Below are 21,925 nucleotides of genomic sequence, written 5' to 3' on the forward strand. Positions count from 1 at the left end.
GCGAGTCGCAGGATCTATCACCCGAGATCCTGCGACTGCGTTCGCTGGTTGAGCGAGGAGCGCAGCGACGAGTCGAAACCTCTGACTCCGGGCTTCGCTGCGCCCCGCTCGCTCAACCAGCAGTACCGTCATCCTGCGCGAGCTTGCGAGTCGCAGGATCTATCACGCGAGATCCTGCGACTGCGTTCGCTGCGCCCCGCTCGCTCAACCAGCAGGCTCCGCTCAACCGGCGGCTTCGTCGTCCTCGCGATTCTCCGCGACGCCGCCCCCGTGACCGCGCGCGCACCGCATCGCGGGCCCGTCGGTGCGATGCGCGTCATCGGTCGAGGCGTTGAAGCGGTGCAGGCCCTTGCGCAGCTGCTCGAGGTCCTCGACGAGCCAGTCCTCGAACCGCTCATGGTAGGAGTGGGCCCAGCGCTCGCGGATCTGCTCCATGAGGAGCCTGGCCCGCTCGCTGACGGTGAGCAGGATCACGCGCCGGTCCTCCGGGGCGGGTTCGGTCTCGACCAGCTCCAGTTCCCGCAGCTTCGCGATGTGCCTGCTCACCATGGCCTTGTCCATGCCCAGCATCTGGCTGAGGCCTGTCGCGGTGACCGGCCCCTTGCGCAGCACGGTCTGCAGCACCATGATGCCGCCCCCGTTCAGATCCGGGTGCACCTCCTCCGCGTAGCGCACCCAGCGGGTGCGCGCCGAGGCGAAGATCTCCGAGAACTCCGAGATGATTCCGGCGATCTCGGTTCCCCGAGGCGAGTCGTCCGCCGTCGGTGCGGTGGGGGCGCTGTGATCCTGCATGCCTTCGAACCTAGCGGGTCTGGGCCGAGGCGACCTCGGCGTCCGACGCCTCGCGGTCGAGTTCGGCGCGCTGCTGAGCGGCGCTCTTCGTGCTCAGGGGGAGGTTCGGGATCAGGATGATCGCCACGATCGCCACGATGGCGACGGGGGATGCGGCTAGGAAGACATCGCCGATGCCGTGGCCGTACGCCGACTCGACCACGTCGCGGATCGGGGCTGTGAGCTCTGCGATCTTGGGGATCGTGCCGCCCGCCAGCTTGTCGGCGCCGGCCAGTGCCTCGGGGTTCGTCTTCGCGAGACGATCGAGACCCTCCGTGATGAAGGCGACCACCTGGTGCGAGAGCATCGCGCCCATCGCCGACATGCCGGCCGTGCCGCCGATCGTGCGGAAGAAGGTGACCGCCGAGCTCGAGACGCCGAGCTCGTTCGGCGAGACGGTGTTCTGCACGACCAGCACGAGGTTCTGCATGCACATGCCCACGCCCGCGCCCAGCACGAACATCGCGACGCCCACGAACCAGAACGAGGTGTCGTAGCGCAGCTGGCCCATCATCACGAGGCCGGCGAGCATGATGAACGAGCCCGCCACCATGTAGCCCTTCCACTTGCCCGTGCGAGAGATGAGCTGACCGACGAGGGTCGAGGCGAGCAGCACGCCCGCCATCATCGGGATGGTGAGCAGACCCGACTCGGTGGGGGTCTTGCCGCGCGCCAGCTGCATGTACTGCCCCAGGAACACCGAGGTGCCGAACATCGCGAGGCCCACAGCGATGCTCGCGATCACCGACATGGTGAAGGTGCGGTTCTTGAAGAGGTGCATCGGGATCAGCGGCTCGTCGACGCGCAGCTCGACGATCACCGCGATGACGAGCAGCAGCACGCCGCCCCCGGCCATCGCGAGGGTCTCCCACGACCACCACTCGAACTGCGATCCGCCGAGCGTCACCCAGATGAGCAGGCTCGCGAAGCCGGCGGAGATGAGCGTAGCGCCGAGGTAGTCGATCTTGACCTTGCGCTTCGTCGTGTGGAGGTGCAGGGTCTGCTGCAGCACGATGATCGCGACGATCGCGATGGGGGCCGCGACGTAGAAGTTCCAGCGCCACCCGATGGCGTCGGTGATCGCGCCGCCGAGCAGCGGGCCGCCCACCGTGGAGACCGCCATGATGGCGCCCATGATGCCCATGTACTTGCCGCGCTCGCGCGGGCTGATGATCTCGGCCAGCACGATCTGGCCGAGCGCGCCGAGGCCGCCCGCTCCGAGTCCCTGGAGCACCCGGAACGCGATGAGCCAGCCCGGATCCTGTGCGATGCCGGCGAGCGCCGAACCCACGGTGAAGATGATGAGAGAGAGCTGCAGCAGCACCTTCTTGCTGGTGAGGTCGGCGAGCTTGCCCCAGATCGGGGTCGAGATCGCGCTCGCCAGCATGGTGGCGGTGACGACCCAGGTGAAGGCCGCCTGGTTGCCGCCGAGGTCGGCGATGATGATCGGCATCGAGGTGCCGACGACCGTCATCGAGAGCATGGACACGGCCATGCTGAGGAAGAGGCCGGTGAGCGCGAGGTTCTTCGCGCGCCCCCGCAGCACGCCGTCGTCTGGTGCGGTGCGCGGGGTAGAGGTGAGGGTCTGAGCCATGCGGAGCTGGAGTCCTTCGTCGTGGGGTATTGCGGTGTTAGTTGATGAAGATCAACTATAGGCACTTGGTTGATGTATGTCAACTATCTCTGCGGCGGCCGAATCCGCGGGAGTGCGGGCACGGGACTCGTTCGCCGTTCGTGCAGGAGATCGCCCGTTGCGCAGGAAGGAAACCGTGAGATCCTCCTGCGCGGGCGTCGATCTCCTATCGGAGCGGCGGGCGGAGTGGCAGGCAGCGGCGGTAGGGCAGAATGGACACCATGGGTTTTGTGAGCGGCAGCATCAGGGTCGGCGTGATCGGAGGCGGGCAGCTCGCCCGCATGATGGTGCCCCCGGCGATCCACCTGGGCCTGCGCATCAGCGTGCTGGCCGAGAACGAGGGATCGAGCGCCGAGCGCGCGGCGGACGCCGTGGGCGACTACCGGGATCCGGAGACGGTGTACGCCTTCGCCGAGACCGTCGACGTGGTCACCTTCGACCACGAGCACGTGCCGGGGGAGATCCTGCGCGAGCTCGAGCGCCGCGGCACTGCGGTGCACCCCCGCCCCGACGCGCTGCAGTACGCGCAGGACAAGATCCTGATGCGTGAGAAGCTCGGCGAGCTCGGCGTGCCGATCCCGGCCTGGGCGGCCGTCGAGGACGAGGCCCAGCTGCAGCGTTTCATCGACGAGCGCGGCGGTCGCGCCGTCGTGAAGACCGCTCGCGGCGGCTACGACGGCAAGGGCGTGCGCGTGGTGTCCGACGCCGCCGAGGTGCGCGACTGGTTCACGGCTCTCGCGGAGGACGGCCACGGCGGCCGCCTGCTCGCTGAGGAGCTCGTCGATTTCACGCGCGAGCTTGCCCAGCTGGTGGCGCGCCGACCCAGCGGCGAGACCCGCACCTGGCCCGTCGTCGAGACGATCCAGCGCGACGGGGTGTGCGCCGAGGTGCTCGCACCGGCTCCCGTGCAGGATCCCGCCACGCTCGAAGAGGCCGCGCGTATCGGTGCGGCGGTCGCCGAGGGGGTGCAGGTGACCGGCGTGCTCGCGGTCGAGATGTTCGAGGCGAGCGACGGCCGCGTGCTGGTGAACGAGCTGGCCATGCGCCCGCACAATTCGGGGCACTTCTCGATCGAGGGATCGGTGACCAGCCAGTTCGAGCAGCACCTGCGCGCGGTGACCGACCTGCCGCTGGGCGACACCTCGATGACCGCTCCGGCGGTCGTGATGGTGAACGTGCTCGGCGGGCCGGCCGAGGGGCCGATGCCGACGCGCTACCCGGCGGTGCTGGCCGAGCACCCGCGCGCCAAAGTGCACAGCTATGACAAGCAGCCCCGCCCGGGGCGCAAGGTGGGTCACATCACGGTGACGGGTGACGACCTCGACGAGGTGCTGGCAGAGGCGCGAGCCACAGCGGCTGCGTTCGCCTGATCCTCTGGCGGTGTGATCCGCAGGCGGTGTGATCCGCGGGTGGTGTGATCCTCGCGGCGCGTGGCGCCCGGGTGGGGCGGTTACCCGGCGATGGTGCCGGACAACCGCCTCGCGGGAGCTACTTCCCGCGTGAGTTCAGGATCTGCTGCACCTGCGGGTCTCCGACCTGCGCGAGCCACTGCGCGAGGTCGTCGTAGAGAGCCGGGTTCTGGGCGAGGTACGGCCACAGCTCCGGGCGCTGAGCCAGCTCGAACTGCTCCTGCGCCGGTGTCGCGGCGTCGAGCGCACGGTGCGCGAGTTCCGGATCGACCTGCGGCTGCGCCGCGGCAGGGGGCTGCGTCTGCTGCACCTGCTGAGGTTCCTGCTGCACCTGCTGCATCTGCTGCGGGTGCGGCTGCTCGGCCGGGTGATGAGGGGTGCCGGCGGCGGCACCCTGGTGCTGCTGCGGGTAGCCCGCCTGCGCCTGCTGCGGGTACTGCGCCTGCTGCCGGCTCACGGAGGCGTAGTAGCCGCGCACCTCGGTGGGGACGAAGAGCCCGTACAGGATGAGACCCGCGGGTGCGAAGAACGCGGCGAAGATCGACGGGATCATGAATGCCGCGGTCGCGATGATGGATATGACCGATGAGATGAGCGACTGGAAGTTGTCGAGCTGGAGGCTGCTGAAGTCGAGGGACGAGGCGTCGAACGGCCGGGAGTTGTGCAGTCCGGCCAGCACCACGGCCACGAGACCCAGTACGGCGATCCCGCCGGCGATACCGGCCGAGATCGTGCGGCCGTGCTGGAAGTTGGTGATCAGCTGCATGCGGAGCACGAGGGCCGCCACGAGGGAGAGCACCACGCAGACCAGGATGCCGATGGCATAACCGATGTTCTTGCCCTGCAGCACGATGATCGCGACCACCAGATTCAGCGTGAAGTAGGAGAACACGATGATCGCGGCGAGTGCGGTGAGCTTGACCGTGGAGTGCCAGGCGGCGAGGGGCTGCTGCTGCCGCATCGCATACGGCAGACCGGCGTGGCTCATCACGCCCGCGAGAGCACCGATGAGGAGGGTGGGGTACCCGTAGTCGGTCCACAGCGAATCGGGGAAGCTCTGAGAGGCGAACGCGGCGATGAACGTGCCGACGATCATCGCGACGCCGAAGGCGAGGGCGAGCACGCGGGCCGATTCGGAGCGGCGGATGACGAATAGCGTCAGCAGCAACGGCGTGAGCGTGAACGCGAGTGAGAGCAGGATCGTGAGCAGCAGGATGAACGCGCTCGACCCGGTGACGTTGCGCAGCGCGTTCACCAGGCTGAGCACGACGCCGAGCAGGGTCACGGCCGACGCGATGATGAAGAAGCCGATGACGAAGCGGTGGCCGTGCTGGGCCGCGGTGGCCGAGAACTCGGGAGCGTACACCTCGTGGCGTCGCGGGACGGCTGCGAGGATCGCGCCCGCCAGACCCGCGGTGGCCGCTGCACCGAGCCCGACTCCTGTGCCGAGGTCGCCGAGGCGCACGGCATCGAAGACCACGTAGAGCAGGATGAGCAGCAGATAGGGCAGATTGAGCAGTGCGCGCACGAGAGCCGCGCGCGGTGCCGAGAACGCCGCTCCGAAGACTCCGGCTCGAGCCAGGTAACCGATGGATACCGACAGCGCCGAAAGCAGCGTGATCAGCAGCACCTCGACGCGAGTTGCGGCGATGTTCATGCCGCTGCCGTCGAAGGAGAACTCGAAGCTGAGCGACCACGGCAGAGCGAGCGAGGCGAGCAGCAGCACGACCGCTGCGCCGTCTCTCACCCAGTCGGAGACCGGCGTGCCCGCGAAGGGGTTCGGCTTCGGCTGCCCTGCAGCGCCGTACGCGCCGCCCTGCTGCGACTGGGGGTATCCCTGCGACTGGGGATGCCCCTGTTGCTGCGGGTATCCCTGTTGCTGCGGGTATCCCTGCTGGGCGCCCGTCTGCTGCTGCGCATACGCCGGCTGCTGTGCGCTCGGCTGCGGTTGCCCCTGCTGCCAGTGGGCCTGCGGATCGTGCGGAGGGTAGCTCATGTCGGTGGGTTCTCCGGAGTCGGGGTGGATCGGCGGTGAAGCCGTCGGGCGGTGCAGAGCGTGACGGCCCTATTCGGCCGCTCGCTCATGATCTCAGGGGCTGTGACATTTCAGGGGCTCTGGCATCCTCAGTAGCCTCTGGCATCGTGGAAGAGATCCTCGAGCTCGCCGTCGCGGGCGAGCTGCTGGAGCCGTTCCGCCACGATGGCAGCCGCGTCGGCGTAGGTGGCGATGGGGCTGACGTACCAGCCGTCCTGCTCCTCGACCGCGATCACGGCCAGCCGTTCGAGGCCGAGCTCCTCGGCGACGGGCAGGTCGTCGAGGCACCCCTTCGAGGTGCCGCCCTGCCGCTCCCACAACTCGTAGTAGAAGCTGTCGGAGACGTCGCTGACCCACTCGTTGGAAGTCTCGGCGCACAGCCCCTCGACGCGCACGCCGTTGAACAGCGAGAAGCCGTGCTCCTCGGTGCGCTTGCCGACCTCGAGTGCGTCGATGCTGATGCGGGCTCGGGATCCCTCCCGTTGCGCGCTGTAGCGCTGCTCGAGGATCTCGATCCCCGATGCGGCGGATCCGATCGGGGAGAGCGGCAGCGCGTTCAAGCCCCCGATGCCGTAGATGGAGAGCAGCCGTCGTTCCGCCAGCGGCAGGTGGGCCGCGACCTCCTCGAAATCGCGATCCGATCGCGCGATGGCATCGACGAACGAGGAGACGAGATCCTCCGCCGCGGTCTCGGGGCTCTCGGAGCCCTGACCGGCGATGATCTCGGTGCCGAGCGTATAGTCGCCGCCGTACCCGAGCGAGGTGAGATAGACGTAGTCGGCCTGCGTCATGAGCGGGCTCACGTACCAGCCGCCGTGCTCCTCCACTGAGACGAGACTCACACCCTCGAAACCGCTGCCCTGAGCCTCGCGCCGCAGCTCTCGGAAGTCGACCGTGTAGGGCAGCTCGATATTCTCGCGCAGTTCCTCCTCGAAATAGCGGAGGTCGTCGCCCGTGGCGTCCCACGAGTACTCCTCGAGCAGGTCCATCACCAGCGCGACGATCCGGTCCTCGTCGCCGTCGACGGTGAGCTCCCCATCGGTGAAGATGACGCGCTCCACTCCCGCGGCGATCGTCTCGGTCTGCGTCTCGATGCCGGTCACCGAGATGCTGATGGCATCGCCGAGCTGCCGGAGGGTGCGTTCGACGCTCTGGTCGGATCCCTGCTGGCTCGTGGAGCTGAGCTGCTGCAGCGGATCCTGGAAGGGTGCGATCTCGCTCGGGGCGAGGGATCCGTAGAGCGCGAGCGGGTCGAGCTTCGCGGCGCTCGTGAGCAGCTTCGTCGCGGCGGCCTCCGGGGTCGCCGATCCGCCGAGCTTCGTGGCGAGCCACCACCAGACGCCCCCGCCGGCCGCGAGCAGCATCACGAGCACCGCGGCGAGGGTGATGAGCAGCGCGTGCCTTCTGCCACGGGGGCGCGAGGGGATGGCGCCCTGAGACTGATGAGAGGGAGCCGCCTGCTGCTGGGCTCCGTATGCGGCGGGTCCGGAGTGCTGGAACGCGGGATCGTAGCCCTGCGGAGAGCCGTACGCCTGTGGCCCGCCGTGCGCTTGCGCGGCACCGTAAGGCTGTTGCTGTTGCTGTTGCTGTTGCTGAGCGAGTGCTTGCGCCTGCGCCTGCTGCTGTTGAGCCTGCTGCGCCTGCGCGAGTGCCTGCGCCTGTTGCGGTCCGAACTGGGTGATCCACGCCTGCAGCTCGGGATAGGCGTTGGGGTGCGCCGAGATGGCAGGACCGTACTCGGGGTACTGCTGGGCGAGCTCGGCGAGCCGCTCGGGCGGAGTCGACGGATTGCTCAGCTCGGTTCTCGGATCGAGCATCTCAGCCTCTCGCGTCCGGGCGCGCGCCGTCGGGCGATTCGAACGACACCTCTCGGCCGCCCAGGCTGACGCGTTGCCCGGGGGCGAGCGCGTAGCGGGTCCGCGGAGCGCACTCGTCCGCGGTGCCGTTCTCGCCGAGCACTTCGCTGCCGTTCGTAGAGTCGAGATCGGTGATCCAGACACGGTCGTCCTCGACCTCGATGACCGCGTGCGTGCGCGAGAGCACACGCTCGGGATCCGAGAGCGCGATGATCTGGGCGCCCTCGGGGGCCTGGTTCACGGCGGGTTTGCGGCCCAGCAGGTTGACGCGGTGCAACTCGAACGCGGAGCCGTCGGTGTCTATGAGCTTCCAGCGCGTCGCGGCCGTGCCGCGCACGACGACGATGGTCGACTCGAATTCCTCGTCATCGGCGGCAGACGATTGCGACTCGGCTGCCGGGGCGGCCGGGGCAGCCGGAGCCGGGGGAAGAACGAGCGGCTGCAGCGATGGCACCCGGGTTGCCGGCGGCGCGGAGGGTGCCGGGGGTGCCGGTGGCGGTGGCGGAGGCGCGAACTGTGCGGGCGCCGCAGGTGGAAGCGGCGGAGGCGGTGGCCCGAACTGCCGATCGGGTGCCGGAGGTGCCGGAGGCAAAGGGGGCATGGACGGCTCGTACCGCTGCGCCGGTACCGGAGCAGCCCCGCTGAACGGCTGCTGGGGGAGAGGCGCAGGGGGCGCAGGAGGAGCGGGCGGTGGTGGCGGTGCTCCGAAGCCGCCGGGTGCGGGTGGCGCCGGGGGCATCGGGGGCCTCGGCTGTGCATACTGCGCGGGCGGTGCCGGGGGAGCCGACGGTGCGTACTGCGCGGCGGGTGCGGGCGGCGCCGGGGAAGCTGGGGGCGCAGGGGGAGCAGCGGGGACCTGAGCGGGGAGTGCGGAGCCCGGCAGCGGCTCGTCGTCCCACGGCGCGGGCCGGCCCGGATCGAATTGTGCCATGACTCCCGTTCTTTCCGCGGTGCGGTACCGCGATCCTCACATACTCTGTGAACGAGCATATTGTGTTCGTAGAAATCAGAGCAATGAGCGATAGCTGAAGGCATGCGCATCGTAAGCCTGGAGGCGTCTCCGAGGCGAGCCCGGCGAGACCGGATTTCCCGAGCGACTACGATTGCTCTCATGAGCGACACCACCGCAACGCCCCTCGTCGGCGTGATCATGGGCAGTGACAGCGACTTCTCGGTGATGAGCGACGCGGTGCAGGCGCTGCGCGAGTTCGGGATCCCGCACGAGGTCGAGGTGGTCAGTGCGCATCGCACCCCCGACAAGATGGTGACGTACGCTCGGGAGGCCGCCGGCCGCGGCCTGCGCGTGATCATCGCGGGAGCGGGCGGGGCGGCGCACCTGCCCGGCATGGTGGCCTCGATGACCACTCTGCCCGTGATCGGCGTGCCGGTGCCGCTCGCCCGCCTCGACGGCCTGGACTCGCTGCTGTCGATCGTGCAGATGCCGGGCGGTATCCCGGTCGCGACCGTGTCGATCGGCGGGGCGAAGAACGCGGGTCTGCTGGCGGCCCGGATCCTCGGCGCGAGCGATCCCGAGGTCTCGAAGCGGCTTGACGCATATGCGCGCGAGCTCACCGACATGGTCGACGAGAAGAACGCTGCGCTGCAGGCGCGGATCGCCGCGGACCAGTAGGTGGCGGAGTCCGTCGGAGACTGCGCGGTCTCGGAGGAGGACGATCCCCGGGCCGCTGCCGGAAGCCGTCGGTATCGGCGCGCGCTGATCGCCCTCTTCTGCGCCGGTCTCGCCACCTTCGCGCAGATGTACTCGCCGCAGGGGATCCTGCCCGATATCGCGCGCGAGTTCGGTGTCGCCGCGGGCGCCTCGTCGTGGGCGGTCGGGGCCACCACCATCGGCGTGGCGGCGGGAGTGCTGCCGTGGGCTCGCGTCTCCGATCGCTTCGGCCGCGTGCCCACCATGCGCGTCGCGCTGGCCGCCGCGATGCTGGTGGGGCTCGCCACTCCCTTCGCTCCCGGGTTCGAGCTCTTCATCGCCGCGCGGCTGCTGGAGGGGGTCGCGCTCGCGGGTCTCCCCGCGATCGCGGTGACGGCCATCGCTGAGACGGTGCGGCCGCTCTCCCTGGGCGGTGCCGTGGGCACCTACATCGCGGGCACCACCATCGGCGGGCTGGTCGGACGTATCATCGCGGCCGAGGTGGGCGAACTGTTCGGCTGGCGCTGGGGAATGACCGCGGTGGCGGTGCTCGCGGCCGTCGCCACGCTCGTGTTCCTGGTGCGCGTCCCGCCGACAGCGGTGCCGCCCGGCCCGTCGAAGCCGATCCCGAGCGCCGTTCTGGCCGGTCTGCGCACCCCCGGAGTCATGGTGCTCGTGGCACAGGCATTCCTGCTGATGGGCGGTTTCGTCGCCGCCTACAACTACCTGGCCTTCCGGCTGCAGCACGATCCCTTCAACCTCACGCTCGCCCAGACGTCGTGGATCTTTCTCGCGTATCTCGCGGGCGCGGCCGCGTCTCGCTGGATATGGCAGCTGACGCGGGCGATCCCGCCGACGGCCGTGCTGCTGAGCAGCGTCGGGATCATGCTCGCGGGCATCACGCTCACACTGCTGCCGTCGCTGCCCGCCGTGATCCTGGGGCTGGTGCTGTTCACCGGCAGTTTCTTCGCGGCGCACTCCATCGCCAGCGGCCTCATCGAGCGCCGGGCGAGCCCCGGCGGAAGGAGCATCGCGCCGCCGCTCTACAACCTCGGCTACTACGCCGGGTCGAGCCTGCTGGGCTGGTTCGGGGGCGTGGCCTTCGGGTGGGGCGGCTGGATCGGGACGGTGCTGATGGTCTCCGGGTCGGTGCTCGCCGCCGGGCTGCTGGCGTGGGGCTACGCTCGGGCGAACGGCGGAATCGACGCGGTGGATCTGCGCCCGTGAGGGCCCGGTGCCGCAGCCGCGTCCCCATCCGCAGCAGCCCGTCCCCTCATAGCGCCCCGCCCCTCACGGCACCCCTCTCTTCGTAGCCCCTCTCCCCTCGTGGCGCCCCCTCTTCGCGCGTCAGTAGTTGCTGCCTCGCGTCAAGTTTGGTGACAACTACTGACGCGCGAACGTAGATCGAGGGCGCGCGAACGTCGAGCGAGGGCGCGCGAACGCGGAGCGAGGGACGCGCGGACCGAGAGCGGGGGCACGCGGACACGGAGCTGCGGTCGCGCGAACACGGAGCGGCAGGCCCGCGGATCCCGCGCGGGCGACGTCAGAGATTCGCGTGGGTCTCCCACAGCTGCCAGGCGGCTCCATACCAGGAGAATCCGCGACTGCGATCGCACGCGAGCACCGAGAGCTGAGCGAGCGCGTCGGTGTCGCGGAACAGGCGGGTGTACTCGGCGGCGAACGCACCGGCAGTATCGGCGGACACGCCGGCGTCGAGCACGAGCTCGGCCGTGGCGGGGTGACCCGCGTGCAGCACGGGAACGGCCGCGCACAGGGCGCCGAGCAGCACGTATCCGGTCCCCGAGAAGCTCTGCGGCTGCACCAGGAGCGAGGCGCCCGCGAGCACCGCGCCGATGTCGGAGAGTTCGCGCGCCTGCACCGCGATGACGCGGTCGCGCAGCTCATCGGGCACCTGGGTGCCGCCGATGTCCGAGGGGTCGCGATCGCGGGGGGAGATGCCGGGATCGAAGCCCTCGAGCACCACGAGCGGGGGCAGAGAAGCGTCCATGCGCATCGCGTCGAACAGCCACTCGAGGCGGCCGTGCTCGCCGCTCATGGACGTGGTCACCGCGTAGCGTTCGGGCAGGCCCAGCGCGGCTCGCCGCTCGGCCGCGTCGGGGCCCGCTCGGAACTCGGCGGGAGGAGCGAGCTGGATCACCTGCACCGGCAGATTCTCGCCGTACTGTCGCTGCAGTACGCGCGCGGTGGCGTGGGTCGGGGTGAGGACCACGTCTGCGAGCTTCACCGCACGGCGGGTGAAGGCGCGGAACAGGCGGGCCTGCGAGCCGCCGAGCACCGCCGGGGCCTCCCACGCGATGGAGTGGGGAATCGTCACCGAGGTCTGCGAGCCGTCGTCCTCGCCGCGGGAGCGCAGCGGCATCATGGGCGTGAGCGAGTGCACGAACTCGCCGTCGAGGGGCCGGGCCGTGGCGCTGCTCTGCCACACGAGAGGCAGCAGACTGGCGCGCATGGGCAGCTTCTCGACGCGGATCAGCGGCGACTCGAACTCGGGAGCCGAGCTGCCGCGGCCCACGAGGAAGCGTGCGCTGCAGCTGCGGGGAGCGGTGGCGGCAACGGCCTTGGCGAGGTCTCGGGCGGCCGCGATGTGCATCTCCGCCTCCCAGTCGGGGAGAGGCTCGGCAATGAGGGTGAGTGTGGCCATAGTCTCCCCCTCAGATGTTCAGATCCGCCCCGGTAGCAGGCTGAAGGCGTGCCACCGGCTTCATTGTATTGAGTCGGCACTCGGAAAGCCTGAGGGATCGGTTGGGATGATCGGCATCAGATGTAGCCGTGATGGAAATGTGACCTTCGCCGGTGCGAGTCGCCGGTGAGAATGACGAGACACACCCCGGCGGAGGGGCGGTTTGCGGGCTGACGCGCAGAGGGGCCAAGTACCCTGTTGCGTATGCGTGTTTTGCTGACAGGTGGTGCCGGGTACATCGGCTCCCACACCGCACTGGTGCTTGTGGAGCGCGGCCACGAGGTGGTCGTGCTCGATGATTTCTCGAACAGCAGTCCCGAGGCGGTGCGCCGAGTCGAGGAGCTCACAGGGTCGAGGATCCCGGTGATCGAAGTCGATCTGGCCGATCGCGCGGCTGCGACAGCGGCCCTCGACGGCGTCGACTTCGACGCCGCGATCCACCTCGCCGGCCTCAAAGCGGTGGGCGAGTCGGTGGCCGAACCCACGCGCTACTACAAGGTCAACATCGATTCGACGCTCGCCCTGCTCGACATCATGCGCGAGCGCGGCGCGGACAAGCTCGTGTTCAGCTCGTCGGCCACGGTCTACGGCGACCCCCAGTACGTTCCCATCGACGAGGCGCATCGCGTGGGGGTCGGCGTCACCAACCCCTACGGCTGGTCCAAGTTCATGAATGAGCAGATCATCCGCGACGCACAGGCCGCCCGGCCCGAGCTCGGAGCGGTGCTGCTGCGCTACTTCAACCCGGTCGGTGCGCACCCGTCGGGTCGCATCGGCGAGGATCCGACGGGCATCCCGAACAACCTCATGCCGTTCATCGCCCAGGTGGCCGTCGGCAAGCGCGAGCGGCTCAGCGTGTTCGGCGACGCCTATCCGACGGTCGACGGCACCGGTGTGCGCGACTACATCCACGTGATGGATCTCGCCGAGGGCCACGTCGCGGCGCTCGAGCGCATCGCCGCAGGTGTCGAGACCTACAATCTCGGATCGGGCACCGGATCGAGCGTGCTCGAGGTGGTGCGCGCCTTCGAGGAGGCCTCGGGGAGGCCGGTGCCCTACGCCGTCGTGCCGCCGAGAGCGGGCGATGTCGCGGCGATGACCGCCGATCCCTCGCGCGCGAATGCGCAACTGGACTGGCGCACCACGCGCAGCCTCGCGGAGGCGTGCCGCGACACCTGGACCTGGCAGTCGGCGAACCCGAGCGGTTACGCCGCATGAGCCTCGACCTCGAACGGCCGCTCCGCAACCCCGACACGGAGTCCGAGCCGCTCATGAGCAAGCGCGCCAGGTGGCTGGTGGTGATCGGCTTCCTGCTGCCCGGCAGCGCACAGGTGCTCGCGGGCAATCGCAGACTCGGCCGTGCGGGGCTCGTCGCGACCTTCGTGCTGATCACCGGCGCCGTCCTGTCGCTGCTCGGTCTGCTGCTCGCGCGCGTGGCGACGCTCTCCTTCTTCACCAACGGCTTCGTGCTGCTCGTGCTGCAGATCCTGCTCTTCGCCTACGCGGTGCTGTGGCTGATTCTGGGCTTCGACACGCTGCGGTTGACGCGCCTGGTACGCGTGCAGCGCGCCTGGCGGATACCGATCGTGATCCTCTCGGTACTGCTCACCGTGGTGCCGTCGGCCGGTGCGGCCTGGGCGGCGACCACCGTGGGGGCCGGGCGGAGCCTGCTCGGCGACCTGTTCCAGGGGGCCCCCGCTGTGGAGCCGGTGGACGGCCGCTACAACATCCTGCTGCTCGGCACCGACGCGGGCTCCGACCGCGAGGGTCTGCGCCCCGACAGCATCTCGCTCGTGAGCGTCGATGCCGAGACCGGTCAGTCCGTCATCATCGGCCTGCCGCGCGAACTCGTCCAGATGCCGTTCCCCGAGGACTCCCCGATGCGCGAGGTGCACCCCAACGGGTTCTGCGTGGGTCCCAACGCGTTCGGGCCGGAGGGCGGCTGCCTGACCGGGTACCTGAACGGCCTGCACGCGGAGCTCGAGCAGACGGCGGAGATCGTCGAGGCCGAGGGGCTGCCCGAGGAGTTCAAGCATCTCTACGACGGAATGTACGCCGACGCGCACGCGCGCGGATCCTCGCCGGGCATCGAGGCGACGAAGGACGCCGTGACCGGCGCCACCGGGCTGGAGGTGCAGTTCTACGTGCTGGTGAACATGGACGCCTTCTCGAGCCTCATCGATGCACTGGGCGGCGTGACGATCGACGTGCGCGAGCGCCTTCCCATCGGCGGCCAGATCGATCCGTACACCGGCGAGCTCGTGGGGGTGCAGGACTGGATCGAGCCCGGCGAGCGGAACCTCGACGGCTTCGCCGCGCAGTGGTACGCCCGATCCCGCTACGGCTCGGCGAACGGCGACTACGACCGCATGGAGCGCCAGCGCGAGCTGCAGGCGGCGATCCTCGCGCAGATGAACCCGACGAACGTGCTCGCGAAGTTCCAGGACGTCGCCGCGGTGGGCGGGGAACTCGTCGACACCGACATTCCGCAGTCCATGCTCGGCCGCTTCGTCGATCTCGCCACGAAGGCGCGCGAGCACTCCCCGGTCAACGTGGAGCTCGTACCGCCGGCGGTCGATCCCGAGATGCCCGACTACTCGACGATCCGCGGCCTCGTGGCCGAGGGCGTGGCGGCCGCGTCGTCGCAGGAGAACTCTGAGTGAACCTCGGATAGCGCGCCGGTAAACTTGCGGCACTGTGGCAAGAGACGATGACAACACGACGCTGAGCCAGGACGGGGCTGCCGGGGCGGCTGCTCCGGTCGAGACCCGAAATCGAGGGCGCTGGTTCTGGGGCGCCGCGATCGTCGTGTTCTGGCTGCTGGTGCTGCTCGGAGCCGTGTTCGCAGCGGGCGGTCTCTGGGTGCGGCGCACCTTCGGGGTGATCTCGGTCGATCAGCTGCTGATGAACCTGCCGGGCGGCGAGGGTGCCGGTGGCGGCGAACTGATCGTGAGCGCAGCCGTCACGATCCTGCTGCTGCCGTGCGCGATCGTGCTGGTGATCCTGCTGCTCACGGAGAAGTCGCGACGCGAGCTGCACCGCGGGGGTGTGCTGCGCGGCGGCGGTCGCTGGGCGCTGCGCGGGATCGCGCTGGTGCTGGCGGTCGCGGCGCCCCTCGGCGGTGCGGCGGTGTTCGGCTCCACGATCGGGGCGGCGGAGTACGTGCAGGCGTACGCGCGCGAGGCCGCGGGGGGCACGACGCTCGCCGACTACTACGCCGTGCCGCGGCACGGCGTGAGCGCGAACGCTCAGGGCGGGCCCGGCATGCGCCCCGATAGCGGAGAGGGGCGCGAGCGGCGCAACCTCGTGACGATCTACCTCGAATCGATCGAGGACACCTTCGCCGACGAGGGCATCTTCGAGACGAACATGCTCGCCCCGGTGCAGGAGGCCACCGAGGGCTGGGATGCGATCCCGGCGCTGCACCAGTACGAGGGAGGCGGCTGGACGATGGCGGGGCTGGTCAGCACGCAGTGCGGGATCCCGCTGCGTACCGCGGGCGCCGTCTCGGATGCGACCGCGCTCAACCTCATCGGCCACGACGGCGAGGCCGTGGACGAGTATCTGCCGGGCGCGACCTGCCTGGGCGACGTGCTGTCCCGCGAGGGGTATCGGAACGTCTACATGGGCGGAGCCGATGCGAGGTTCGCGGGCAAGGGGGCCTTCCTCGAGTCCCACGGCTACGACGAGGTGCACGCTCTGCAGGAGTGGTACGGCCTCGGCGAGACGGAGATCCGCTCCGACTGGGGGCTTTCCGACCGTCGCCTCTTCGAGCGGGCCCGCGAGGAGGTGACGCGCCTGCACGAGCAGGGGCAGCCGTTCAACCTCACGCTGCTCACGCTCGACACGCACGAGTCGCCGTATCACTACGACTACTGCCCGGACGACACCGCGGAGCCGATGACGTCGATCACCGTCTGCTCGATGGAGCAGGTGGCGGGATTCGTCGACTACCTCGAGCAGACCGGGGTGCTCGAGGACACGACCGTGGTGCTCATGGGGGACCACCTGAAGTTCGAGGCGGAGACCAACAGCTTCTGGGACGAACTCAGGAACCGAGAGGGGCGCACCATCTTCAATCGGGTGTGGACACCCGACGGGGTCGAGTTCGCCCGTGGCGACATCGACCAGTTCAGCATGTTTCCGACGCTCCTCGAACTCGCCGGTGTCGAACTGGAGGACCACCGGGCCGGGATCGGAGTGTCGGCGCTCGTCGGCGCCGACGAGGTGCCGGCGGGAACGATCCTCGACCTCGACGAACAGGAGTACCGTGCGGTGACGCAGTCGCGCGCCGCCGCCTTCTACCGCGACCTGTGGGGTGTCGAGGCGTCCGGCTAGACTGGGCGGGTTCGAATCCTGAAGGAGTGTGCGCATGCGCGTGACGGCCGTGCTCGTCGCCTACAACCGACGCGAGCTGCTGCGGGAATCGCTCGAGGCGCTCGCGGCGCAGAGTCGACCCGTCGATCGCCTGGTGGTGGTCGACAACGCCTCCGATGACGGATCGGGCGAGGTCGCCTCCGAACTGCTGGAGCACTGGGGCGAACGGGCGCGTCTGATCAGTCTCACCAGGAACACCGGCGGCGCCGGCGGGTTCGCCGCGGGGATCGCCGCGGCCGTCGCCGAGGACTGCATCGACTGGGTGTGGGTCATGGACGACGACACGGTTCCGGGCCCGGACGCGCTCGCGGGGGCGCTGGCCGCGCACGAGCGCTACCTCGCCACGGGGCAGGACGACCTCGCCGTGATGGGATCCCGCGTCATCTGGACCGACGGCGACGATCATCCCATGAACACCCCCAAGGCCAAGATCCGAGCCTCGGCCGATGAGCGAGCCCGTGCAGAGGAGGTCGGTTGCATGGAGATCCGCTCGATCTCCTTCGTCTCGGCTTTCCTCCGCGCCGCGCGCGTGCGCGAGCTGGGTCTGCCGCTCGCCGACTACTTCCTCTGGAACGACGACTTCGAGTATTCGGCACGGCTGCTGCGCGGGGCCCGCGGACTCTACGTGCCCGACTCCGTCGTGACCCACAAGACCGCCAAGCGGGGCTCGAGCGACCAGGACCCGGGTTCGCGCTTCTACCTCGAGGTGCGCAACAAGCTCTGGGTGTTCCGCCGCAGCGGTGCGCTGTTCGGGTGGGAGAAGCTGCTCTACTCCGCTGCGACCGCTCGACGCTGGTTCCGCACCTTCTTGGCCTCCTCGGATCGGGCCCAGCTGCGCGATTGCCTGCGGCGCGGGTGGAAGGACGGCTGGCTGCGCTCGCCGCGACCCACTCGGGTCGTGCTCCGCGACACGGGGGTTCCCGTCGATGTGATGGTCGAGATCGAGAGACTCTCCAAGCTCGACTCGAAATAGAGCGCGCTCCGCGGCTGCTCCGGGGCTGCGCGATCCTGGACCTGAGTCGTACGTACTGCTTGCCAGAGGTCCATGGTTCCCGCGTCTCGGAGTCGATAGTCTGCATTGCGACGGTGGACATCTGTCTCCCGTTTTTGGGGTTGAGGGCATCACACCGGGGGGTCGAGATGCGGGGTAACAGTCGAACGCATGTGGCTTGTGTTCTCCTGATCGTGTGCGGATTGCTCGTCGGAGGCCCCGTTCCGAGTGCGCTCGCGGTGGAGTCCGATCCCGCGATCGAGGCGAACACGGATGTGCACGGCGATCAGGACCCTTCGCAGGACCCCTCTCCGGAGCCGGTCGATTCCGCAGAGCCTCTCGAGGGCTCCGAGCAGCCGGGAGAACCCGAGCCGTCCGCATCGGAGGCACCGGCGGAAGACGGCTCAGCTCAGCCGACCGAGCAGCAGAGGGCACCGGAATCGTCAGTGCTGACGGATGCTTCAGTGCAGCCGAAGCCCTCAGCTCCCGGCCTCGAGGGCGCGTCCGCAGCGAGCGACACCGAACTGACCCTCAACGCGTCGAGCAAGCGCCCCAGCGCGTGCACGGTGTGGACCACCGTGCACGAGCAGACCAACGCCGTACGCAAGTCGCAGAAGAAAGCCGATCTGCAGGCGAGCAAGGCTCTCAACGACCTCGCGCGGCGCTGGTCCGAGCAGCAGGCCCGCGAATCCCGGATGTACCACAACCCGCGGTTGGCCAGCGAGGTGCCGGCCGGGTGGAAGCGCGTCGGCGAGAATGTCGCAGCCGGCTTCTCGCATCAGAGCGTCGTGCAGGGCTGGCGCAACTCGCCCGGGCACTTCGGCAACATGGTCGGCAACTACACCCACATCGGCATCGGGGTCGGTTATGACAGCCTCGGCCGCCCCTACTACACCCAGGTGTTCGCCGAGTATCAGGGCGCGTCGCTCGCGCCGCCGGCGAGCGACGGACCGTTTCTCGATGTCTGCAAGGATCACAAATTCGGCACCGAGATCACGTGGATGCTGAAGAGCGGTCTCTCGACCGGGGTGGCGACCACGGGCGGTCGAAGCTACCAGCCGAAGGGCACGGTGTCGCGCGAGGCCATGGCGGCGTTCCTGTACCGGCTGAGCACGCCGTCGGGCGCGAAAGCTCCCCAGGGATACACCGCTCCCAGGGTGTCGCCGTTCGCCGATGTCCCCGTCTCGCACAAGTTCTACAAGGAGATCGCCTGGATGTACACGTCGGGGCTGTCGACGGGCATCAAGCAGCGCTCGGGCAAGCCCCAGTATGCGCCGAAGGACGGGGTGTCGCGCGAGGCGATGGCGGCGTTCATGTTCCGGCTCGACAACCCTTCCGGCTATCGTGCACCCGGCACGTCGCCGTTCGCCGATGTGTCGCGCTCGCACCAGTTCTACACGCAGATCGCGTGGATGTACGACGAAAAGCTGTCGACCGGGGTGCAGCAGCGCTCGGGCAAGCCGAAGTACCTGCCGAAGGACCGGGTCTCCCGCGAGGCCATGGCGGCCTTCCTCTACCGGGCCAAGTCGTAGGGGCGAACCCCGGACGAGTCACCCCGCTCTCGGCGCTCATCCAGAAGCGGGACTCCGAGAGCGGCTGTGCCGAGCCGCTTGAGCGGTAGGCCGTGCCCACTCGCTTGAGCGGTAGTCGGTGCCGACTCGCCTGAGCGGTCGGCGGCGGCGCCTCGAATTGAGGGATCCGGGTGCGTCACGGGTGCGCGTGATATGCCCCGACAATGAGTAAGCTTGCTCTGGGTTCGGGGAATGGTGTCTGTTCTCCCCGTCGAACGAGGAGGACGTGATGAGACGGTTGCTCGCCGCGGTGTTCACCGCTGCACTGGTGCTCGGAGGAGGCGCGGTCGCCGTCGATGCCTCGGCCACTCCGGCGCATGCCGAGGAGCTCGCGCCCGGGGGCGAGGTGTTCAGCGGCGAGGATACCGGCGTTGAGGGCGGGGACGAGGATCCCTCGGAGGGTGACGGGGAACCCGAGCCCGAGCTCCTCGATTTCGAGGCGCCCACCGCACCTCCCACGATCTCTGGAGGTACCGCTGTCGTCGGCGTCGCGGTGCAGGCGACTGCGGGCACGTGGGCGGAGGAGGACATCCAGTTCTCCTTCCAGTGGCTGCGGGACGGCCTGCCGATCGACGGTGCGGACGCTCAGACCTATATCCCGGTTCCCGGGGATAACGGCCGGGCGCTGAGCGTGCGGGTCACTGCGGACAAAGCGGGCTATCGTCAGGCCGTGCACGAGTCAGCGGCGGTGCCGGTCAAGCCCGGTGCCCTCGCTGCGGGCAAGGTGACGATCTCGGGCACCGCGACGGTCGGCCAGATGCTGCAGGCGCAGGCGGGAACCTGGCTGCCCAGCGGCACGAAGCTCGCGTATCAGTGGAAGCGCGACGGCAAGACCATCTCGGGCGCCGCCGCGAAGAGCTACAAGCTGCTCGCGGCGGATCTCGGCAAGCGGATCACCGTCACGGTTACCGGGACGAGGGACGGGTACGCGAGCAGGAGCGCGACCTCGGCTGCGACTCGTGCGGTCGTCGCGGGCGCGCTCACGACGGTGAAGCCCAAGATCAGCGGATCGGCCGTCGTCGGCAAGACGCTGAAGGCCCAGGCGGGCACCTGGAAGCCTGCCGGCGTCAAGCTCTCCTACCAGTGGAAGCGCGGCGGCAAGGCGATTTCGGGAGCGACGAAGTCCAGCTACACGCTGAAGGCAGCCGACGGCGGAAAGCGGATCACGGTCACCGTCACGGGCAAGCTGTCCGGATACCAGACCGCGTCGAGCACGTCGGCGTCGACCGCGACGGTGCTGAAGCTCATGCAGGCGGCCCCGAAACCCGGCATAACGGGCACCGCCAAGGTCGGGAGCACGCTCTCGGTTCGGGCGGGCACCTGGAAGCCGCAGCCCGTCAAGCTCTCCTACCAGTGGCTCCGCGACGGCAAGGCCATCGCCGGCGCGAAGAAGGCGAGCTACAAGCTCGTCGGGAGCGACGCCGGCAAGAAGATCACCGTGCGCGTCACGGGCTCCAAGAGCGGGTATCTCAACACGGCGAAGGTCTCGGCTGCGAAGAAGGTTCCGCTCGTGATGCGAGCCTCGAAGCCGAAGGTCTCGGGTTCGACGACCGTCGGCTCGACGCTGACGGTGAACCGCGGTACGTGGACCTCGGGAGTGCGCATCTCCTACCAGTGGTACCGCAACGGAGCGGCGGTTGCCGGGGCGACGGGCAGCAGCTACCGCCTCGGGGCCGGCGATGTCGGCCGCTCTCTCTCGGTCCGCGTGACGGGCGTGAAGAGCGGGTACGCATCTGAGACCCGCATGTCGGCCGCAACGGCGAGGGTCGCCTATCCGACGCGCACCTGGCCGATTTCGGCGTGGGATTGCCCCGCTTGGGCCCCCATCAAGGGCAACGCGAACTCGGGCATCTACCACGTGCCGGGCGGGCGGTACTACAGCCGTACCAAGCCCGAGGAGTGCTTCGCGACCGAGGCGGCCGCCCAGGCAGCCGGTTACCGGCGCTCCAAGCTGTAGGTGCGAGGAGCGGGACGGCGGCAGCCGGTAGGCTGTGGGATCATGTCAGATCCGGTTCCCGCCCCCGCTCAGGCCGATTTCTCGCTGCTGCTGCCGGTGTACGCGGGCGATGACGCGGGGTTCCTGCGGCTCGCGTTCGAGAGCTCGGTGGACCGCCAGACGTTGCGGCCGGCCGAGGCCGTGATCGTGCAGGACGGACCCGTGCCCGACGCGCTCGAAGCCGAGCTGCAGCGGATCGAGGCGGAGAGCCCCATCCCGGTGCACCTGGTGCGTCTGCTCGAGAACCGCGGACTCACCGAGGCGCTCAACCGCGGACTGGACGCGTGCAGCTACTCCGTGGTGGCGCGCATGGACGCCGACGACGTCTCCCGGCCGCAGCGCTTCGAGCGCCAGTGGGACCTGCTGCAGGGCGGCTACGACCTCGTGGGCACTGGCATGGAGGAGTTCGACGCGGATCCGGATCGGCCGAGTGCGCTGCGCACCCCGCCGGTGGGCGCGCAGCGCATCCGGGATCACGCCCGCACCCACAACCCGTTCAACCACCCGACCATGATGTACCGGGTCGAGGCTCTCGACCGCGTGGGGCGTTACCAGGCGTTCGGCAAGATGGAGGATTACTGGCTGGGCATCCGCATCATCGATTCCGGGGCCCGGGTGGAGAACATCGCCGAACCCCTGCTGGCCTACCGGGTGGGTGCCGGCGCATTCGCCCGGCGCGGCGGCTGGTCGGAGGCCCGCACCGAGTGGCGGCTGCAGCGAGAACTGCTGCGCATGGGCTTCGTGACGCCGGCGCAGTACGTGCGCAACGTCGTGATGAAGGGCGTGTACCGCCTGCTGCCCGCCGGGGTGAAGCGCGTGCTCTTCCGCGGCCTCATCGGGGGCGGGCTGCCGGGGGATCGCGCCGCGACCTGAGCTC

Annotated in this window: 16 protein-coding genes; 10 read left to right on the forward strand and 6 right to left on the reverse strand. The window is 69.3% G+C overall.

Translation table 11 applies throughout. The features are described 5' to 3' along the window. Window positions 1-222: 222 nt before the first annotated feature. The gene (locus tag AMS65_RS10695; protein ID WP_053384166.1) at window positions 223-792 is read right to left on the reverse strand and encodes a MarR family winged helix-turn-helix transcriptional regulator; all 570 of its coding nucleotides are present in this window, start codon (window positions 790-792) and stop codon (window positions 223-225) included. A 10-nt stretch (window positions 793-802) separates the two neighbouring features. Further along, window positions 803-2,425: a DHA2 family efflux MFS transporter permease subunit gene (locus AMS65_RS10700; RefSeq protein WP_083451622.1), complete on the reverse strand. Its 1,623-nt coding sequence runs from the start codon at window positions 2,423-2,425 to the stop codon at window positions 803-805. Between the two features lie 260 nt (window positions 2,426-2,685). On the opposite strand from AMS65_RS10700, the gene AMS65_RS10705 reads away from it, so the two are divergent. Next, window positions 2,686-3,834 (forward strand): 5-(carboxyamino)imidazole ribonucleotide synthase, encoded by a 1,149-nt coding sequence (locus AMS65_RS10705; RefSeq protein WP_193787023.1) that lies wholly within the window; start codon window positions 2,686-2,688, stop codon window positions 3,832-3,834. Window positions 3,835-3,952: 118 nt separating this feature from the next. Here AMS65_RS10705 and AMS65_RS10710 read toward each other — a convergent pair whose 3' ends face one another. The 3 genes from AMS65_RS10710 to AMS65_RS20020 all read right to left on the reverse strand — a co-directional run bounded on the left by AMS65_RS10710 (window position 3,953) and on the right by AMS65_RS20020 (window position 8,218). Next, complete coding sequence (locus AMS65_RS10710) at window positions 3,953-5,869, reverse strand: DUF7937 domain-containing protein (RefSeq protein WP_053384167.1); 1,917 nt, start codon at window positions 5,867-5,869, stop codon at window positions 3,953-3,955. Between the two features lie 128 nt (window positions 5,870-5,997). After that, on the reverse strand, window positions 5,998-7,725 hold the full coding sequence (locus tag AMS65_RS10715; protein WP_053384168.1) for a variant leucine-rich repeat-containing protein: 1,728 nt from the start codon (window positions 7,723-7,725) through the stop codon (window positions 5,998-6,000). Between the two features lies 1 nt (window position 7,726). Beyond that, a complete protein-coding gene (locus tag AMS65_RS20020; RefSeq protein WP_053384169.1) occupies window positions 7,727-8,218 on the reverse strand; it encodes an FHA domain-containing protein in 492 nt (163 codons plus the stop codon). A 657-nt stretch (window positions 8,219-8,875) separates the two neighbouring features. Between AMS65_RS20020 and purE the strand changes: the two genes are divergently transcribed. Both purE and AMS65_RS10730 read left to right on the forward strand, forming a co-directional pair. Then, window positions 8,876-9,394 carry a 5-(carboxyamino)imidazole ribonucleotide mutase gene (gene purE / locus AMS65_RS10725; protein ID WP_053384170.1) on the forward strand — a complete coding sequence of 173 codons (519 nt, stop codon included), beginning with the start codon at window positions 8,876-8,878 and terminating at the stop codon, window positions 9,392-9,394. Further along, window positions 9,395-10,639 (forward strand): MFS transporter, encoded by a 1,245-nt coding sequence (locus AMS65_RS10730; protein WP_053384171.1) that lies wholly within the window; start codon window positions 9,395-9,397, stop codon window positions 10,637-10,639. Between the two features lie 316 nt (window positions 10,640-10,955). On the opposite strand, the gene AMS65_RS10735 is transcribed toward AMS65_RS10730, so the two are convergent. Continuing rightward, window positions 10,956-12,074 carry a glycosyltransferase family protein gene (locus AMS65_RS10735; protein WP_053384172.1) on the reverse strand — a complete coding sequence of 373 codons (1,119 nt, stop codon included), beginning with the start codon at window positions 12,072-12,074 and terminating at the stop codon, window positions 10,956-10,958. Window positions 12,075-12,317: 243 nt separating this feature from the next. On the opposite strand from AMS65_RS10735, the gene galE reads away from it, so the two are divergent. From galE to AMS65_RS10770, 7 genes are all read left to right on the forward strand, one after another. Then, window positions 12,318-13,331: a UDP-glucose 4-epimerase GalE gene (gene galE, locus AMS65_RS10740; RefSeq protein WP_053384173.1), complete on the forward strand. Its 1,014-nt coding sequence runs from the start codon at window positions 12,318-12,320 to the stop codon at window positions 13,329-13,331. Beyond that, complete coding sequence (locus AMS65_RS10745) at window positions 13,328-14,776, forward strand: LCP family protein (protein WP_053384174.1); 1,449 nt, start codon at window positions 13,328-13,330, stop codon at window positions 14,774-14,776. The genes galE and AMS65_RS10745 overlap by 4 nt, the downstream gene beginning before the upstream one ends. A gap of 34 nt (window positions 14,777-14,810) precedes the next feature. Then, window positions 14,811-16,451 (forward strand): sulfatase-like hydrolase/transferase, encoded by a 1,641-nt coding sequence (locus AMS65_RS10750; RefSeq protein ID WP_053384175.1) that lies wholly within the window; start codon window positions 14,811-14,813, stop codon window positions 16,449-16,451. A gap of 34 nt (window positions 16,452-16,485) precedes the next feature. Beyond that, entirely contained in the window at window positions 16,486-17,463 is a 978-nt protein-coding gene (locus AMS65_RS10755) for a glycosyltransferase (RefSeq protein ID WP_053384176.1), read from the forward strand. 482 nt (window positions 17,464-17,945) lie between these two features. After that, the gene (locus tag AMS65_RS10760) at window positions 17,946-19,013 is read left to right on the forward strand and encodes a CAP domain-containing protein (RefSeq protein ID WP_162231761.1); all 1,068 of its coding nucleotides are present in this window, start codon (window positions 17,946-17,948) and stop codon (window positions 19,011-19,013) included. 268 nt (window positions 19,014-19,281) lie between these two features. Continuing rightward, window positions 19,282-21,009: a sunset domain-containing protein gene (locus AMS65_RS10765; protein WP_053384178.1), complete on the forward strand. Its 1,728-nt coding sequence runs from the start codon at window positions 19,282-19,284 to the stop codon at window positions 21,007-21,009. 42 nt (window positions 21,010-21,051) lie between these two features. Beyond that, a complete protein-coding gene (locus AMS65_RS10770) occupies window positions 21,052-21,921 on the forward strand; it encodes a glycosyltransferase (RefSeq protein WP_053384179.1) in 870 nt (289 codons plus the stop codon). Window positions 21,922-21,925: the final 4 nt, after the last annotated feature.

The organism is Leucobacter celer subsp. astrifaciens (assembly GCF_001273835.1).
GTDB classification, from domain to species: Bacteria; Actinomycetota; Actinomycetes; order Actinomycetales; family Microbacteriaceae; genus Leucobacter; species Leucobacter celer.

Excerpts from the sequence above, each read along its gene's own strand:
- AMS65_RS10695 (WP_053384166.1), bottom strand. The coding sequence starts at position 792 with ATGCAGGATCACAGCGCCCCCACCGCACCGACGGCGGACGACTCGCCT.
- AMS65_RS10700 (WP_083451622.1), bottom strand. The coding sequence starts at position 2,425 with ATGGCTCAGACCCTCACCTCTACCCCGCGCACCGCACCAGACGACGGC.
- AMS65_RS10705 (WP_193787023.1), top strand. The coding sequence starts at position 2,686 with ATGGGTTTTGTGAGCGGCAGCATCAGGGTCGGCGTGATCGGAGGCGGG.
- AMS65_RS10710 (WP_053384167.1), bottom strand. The coding sequence starts at position 5,869 with ATGAGCTACCCTCCGCACGATCCGCAGGCCCACTGGCAGCAGGGGCAA.
- AMS65_RS10715 (WP_053384168.1), bottom strand. The coding sequence starts at position 7,725 with ATGCTCGATCCGAGAACCGAGCTGAGCAATCCGTCGACTCCGCCCGAG.
- purE (WP_053384170.1), top strand. The coding sequence starts at position 8,876 with ATGAGCGACACCACCGCAACGCCCCTCGTCGGCGTGATCATGGGCAGT.
- AMS65_RS10735 (WP_053384172.1), bottom strand. The coding sequence starts at position 12,074 with ATGGCCACACTCACCCTCATTGCCGAGCCTCTCCCCGACTGGGAGGCG.
- galE (WP_053384173.1), top strand. The coding sequence starts at position 12,318 with ATGCGTGTTTTGCTGACAGGTGGTGCCGGGTACATCGGCTCCCACACC.
- AMS65_RS10745 (WP_053384174.1), top strand. The coding sequence starts at position 13,328 with ATGAGCCTCGACCTCGAACGGCCGCTCCGCAACCCCGACACGGAGTCC.
- AMS65_RS10755 (WP_053384176.1), top strand. The coding sequence starts at position 16,486 with ATGCGCGTGACGGCCGTGCTCGTCGCCTACAACCGACGCGAGCTGCTG.
- AMS65_RS10765 (WP_053384178.1), top strand. The coding sequence starts at position 19,282 with ATGAGACGGTTGCTCGCCGCGGTGTTCACCGCTGCACTGGTGCTCGGA.
- AMS65_RS10770 (WP_053384179.1), top strand. The coding sequence starts at position 21,052 with ATGTCAGATCCGGTTCCCGCCCCCGCTCAGGCCGATTTCTCGCTGCTG.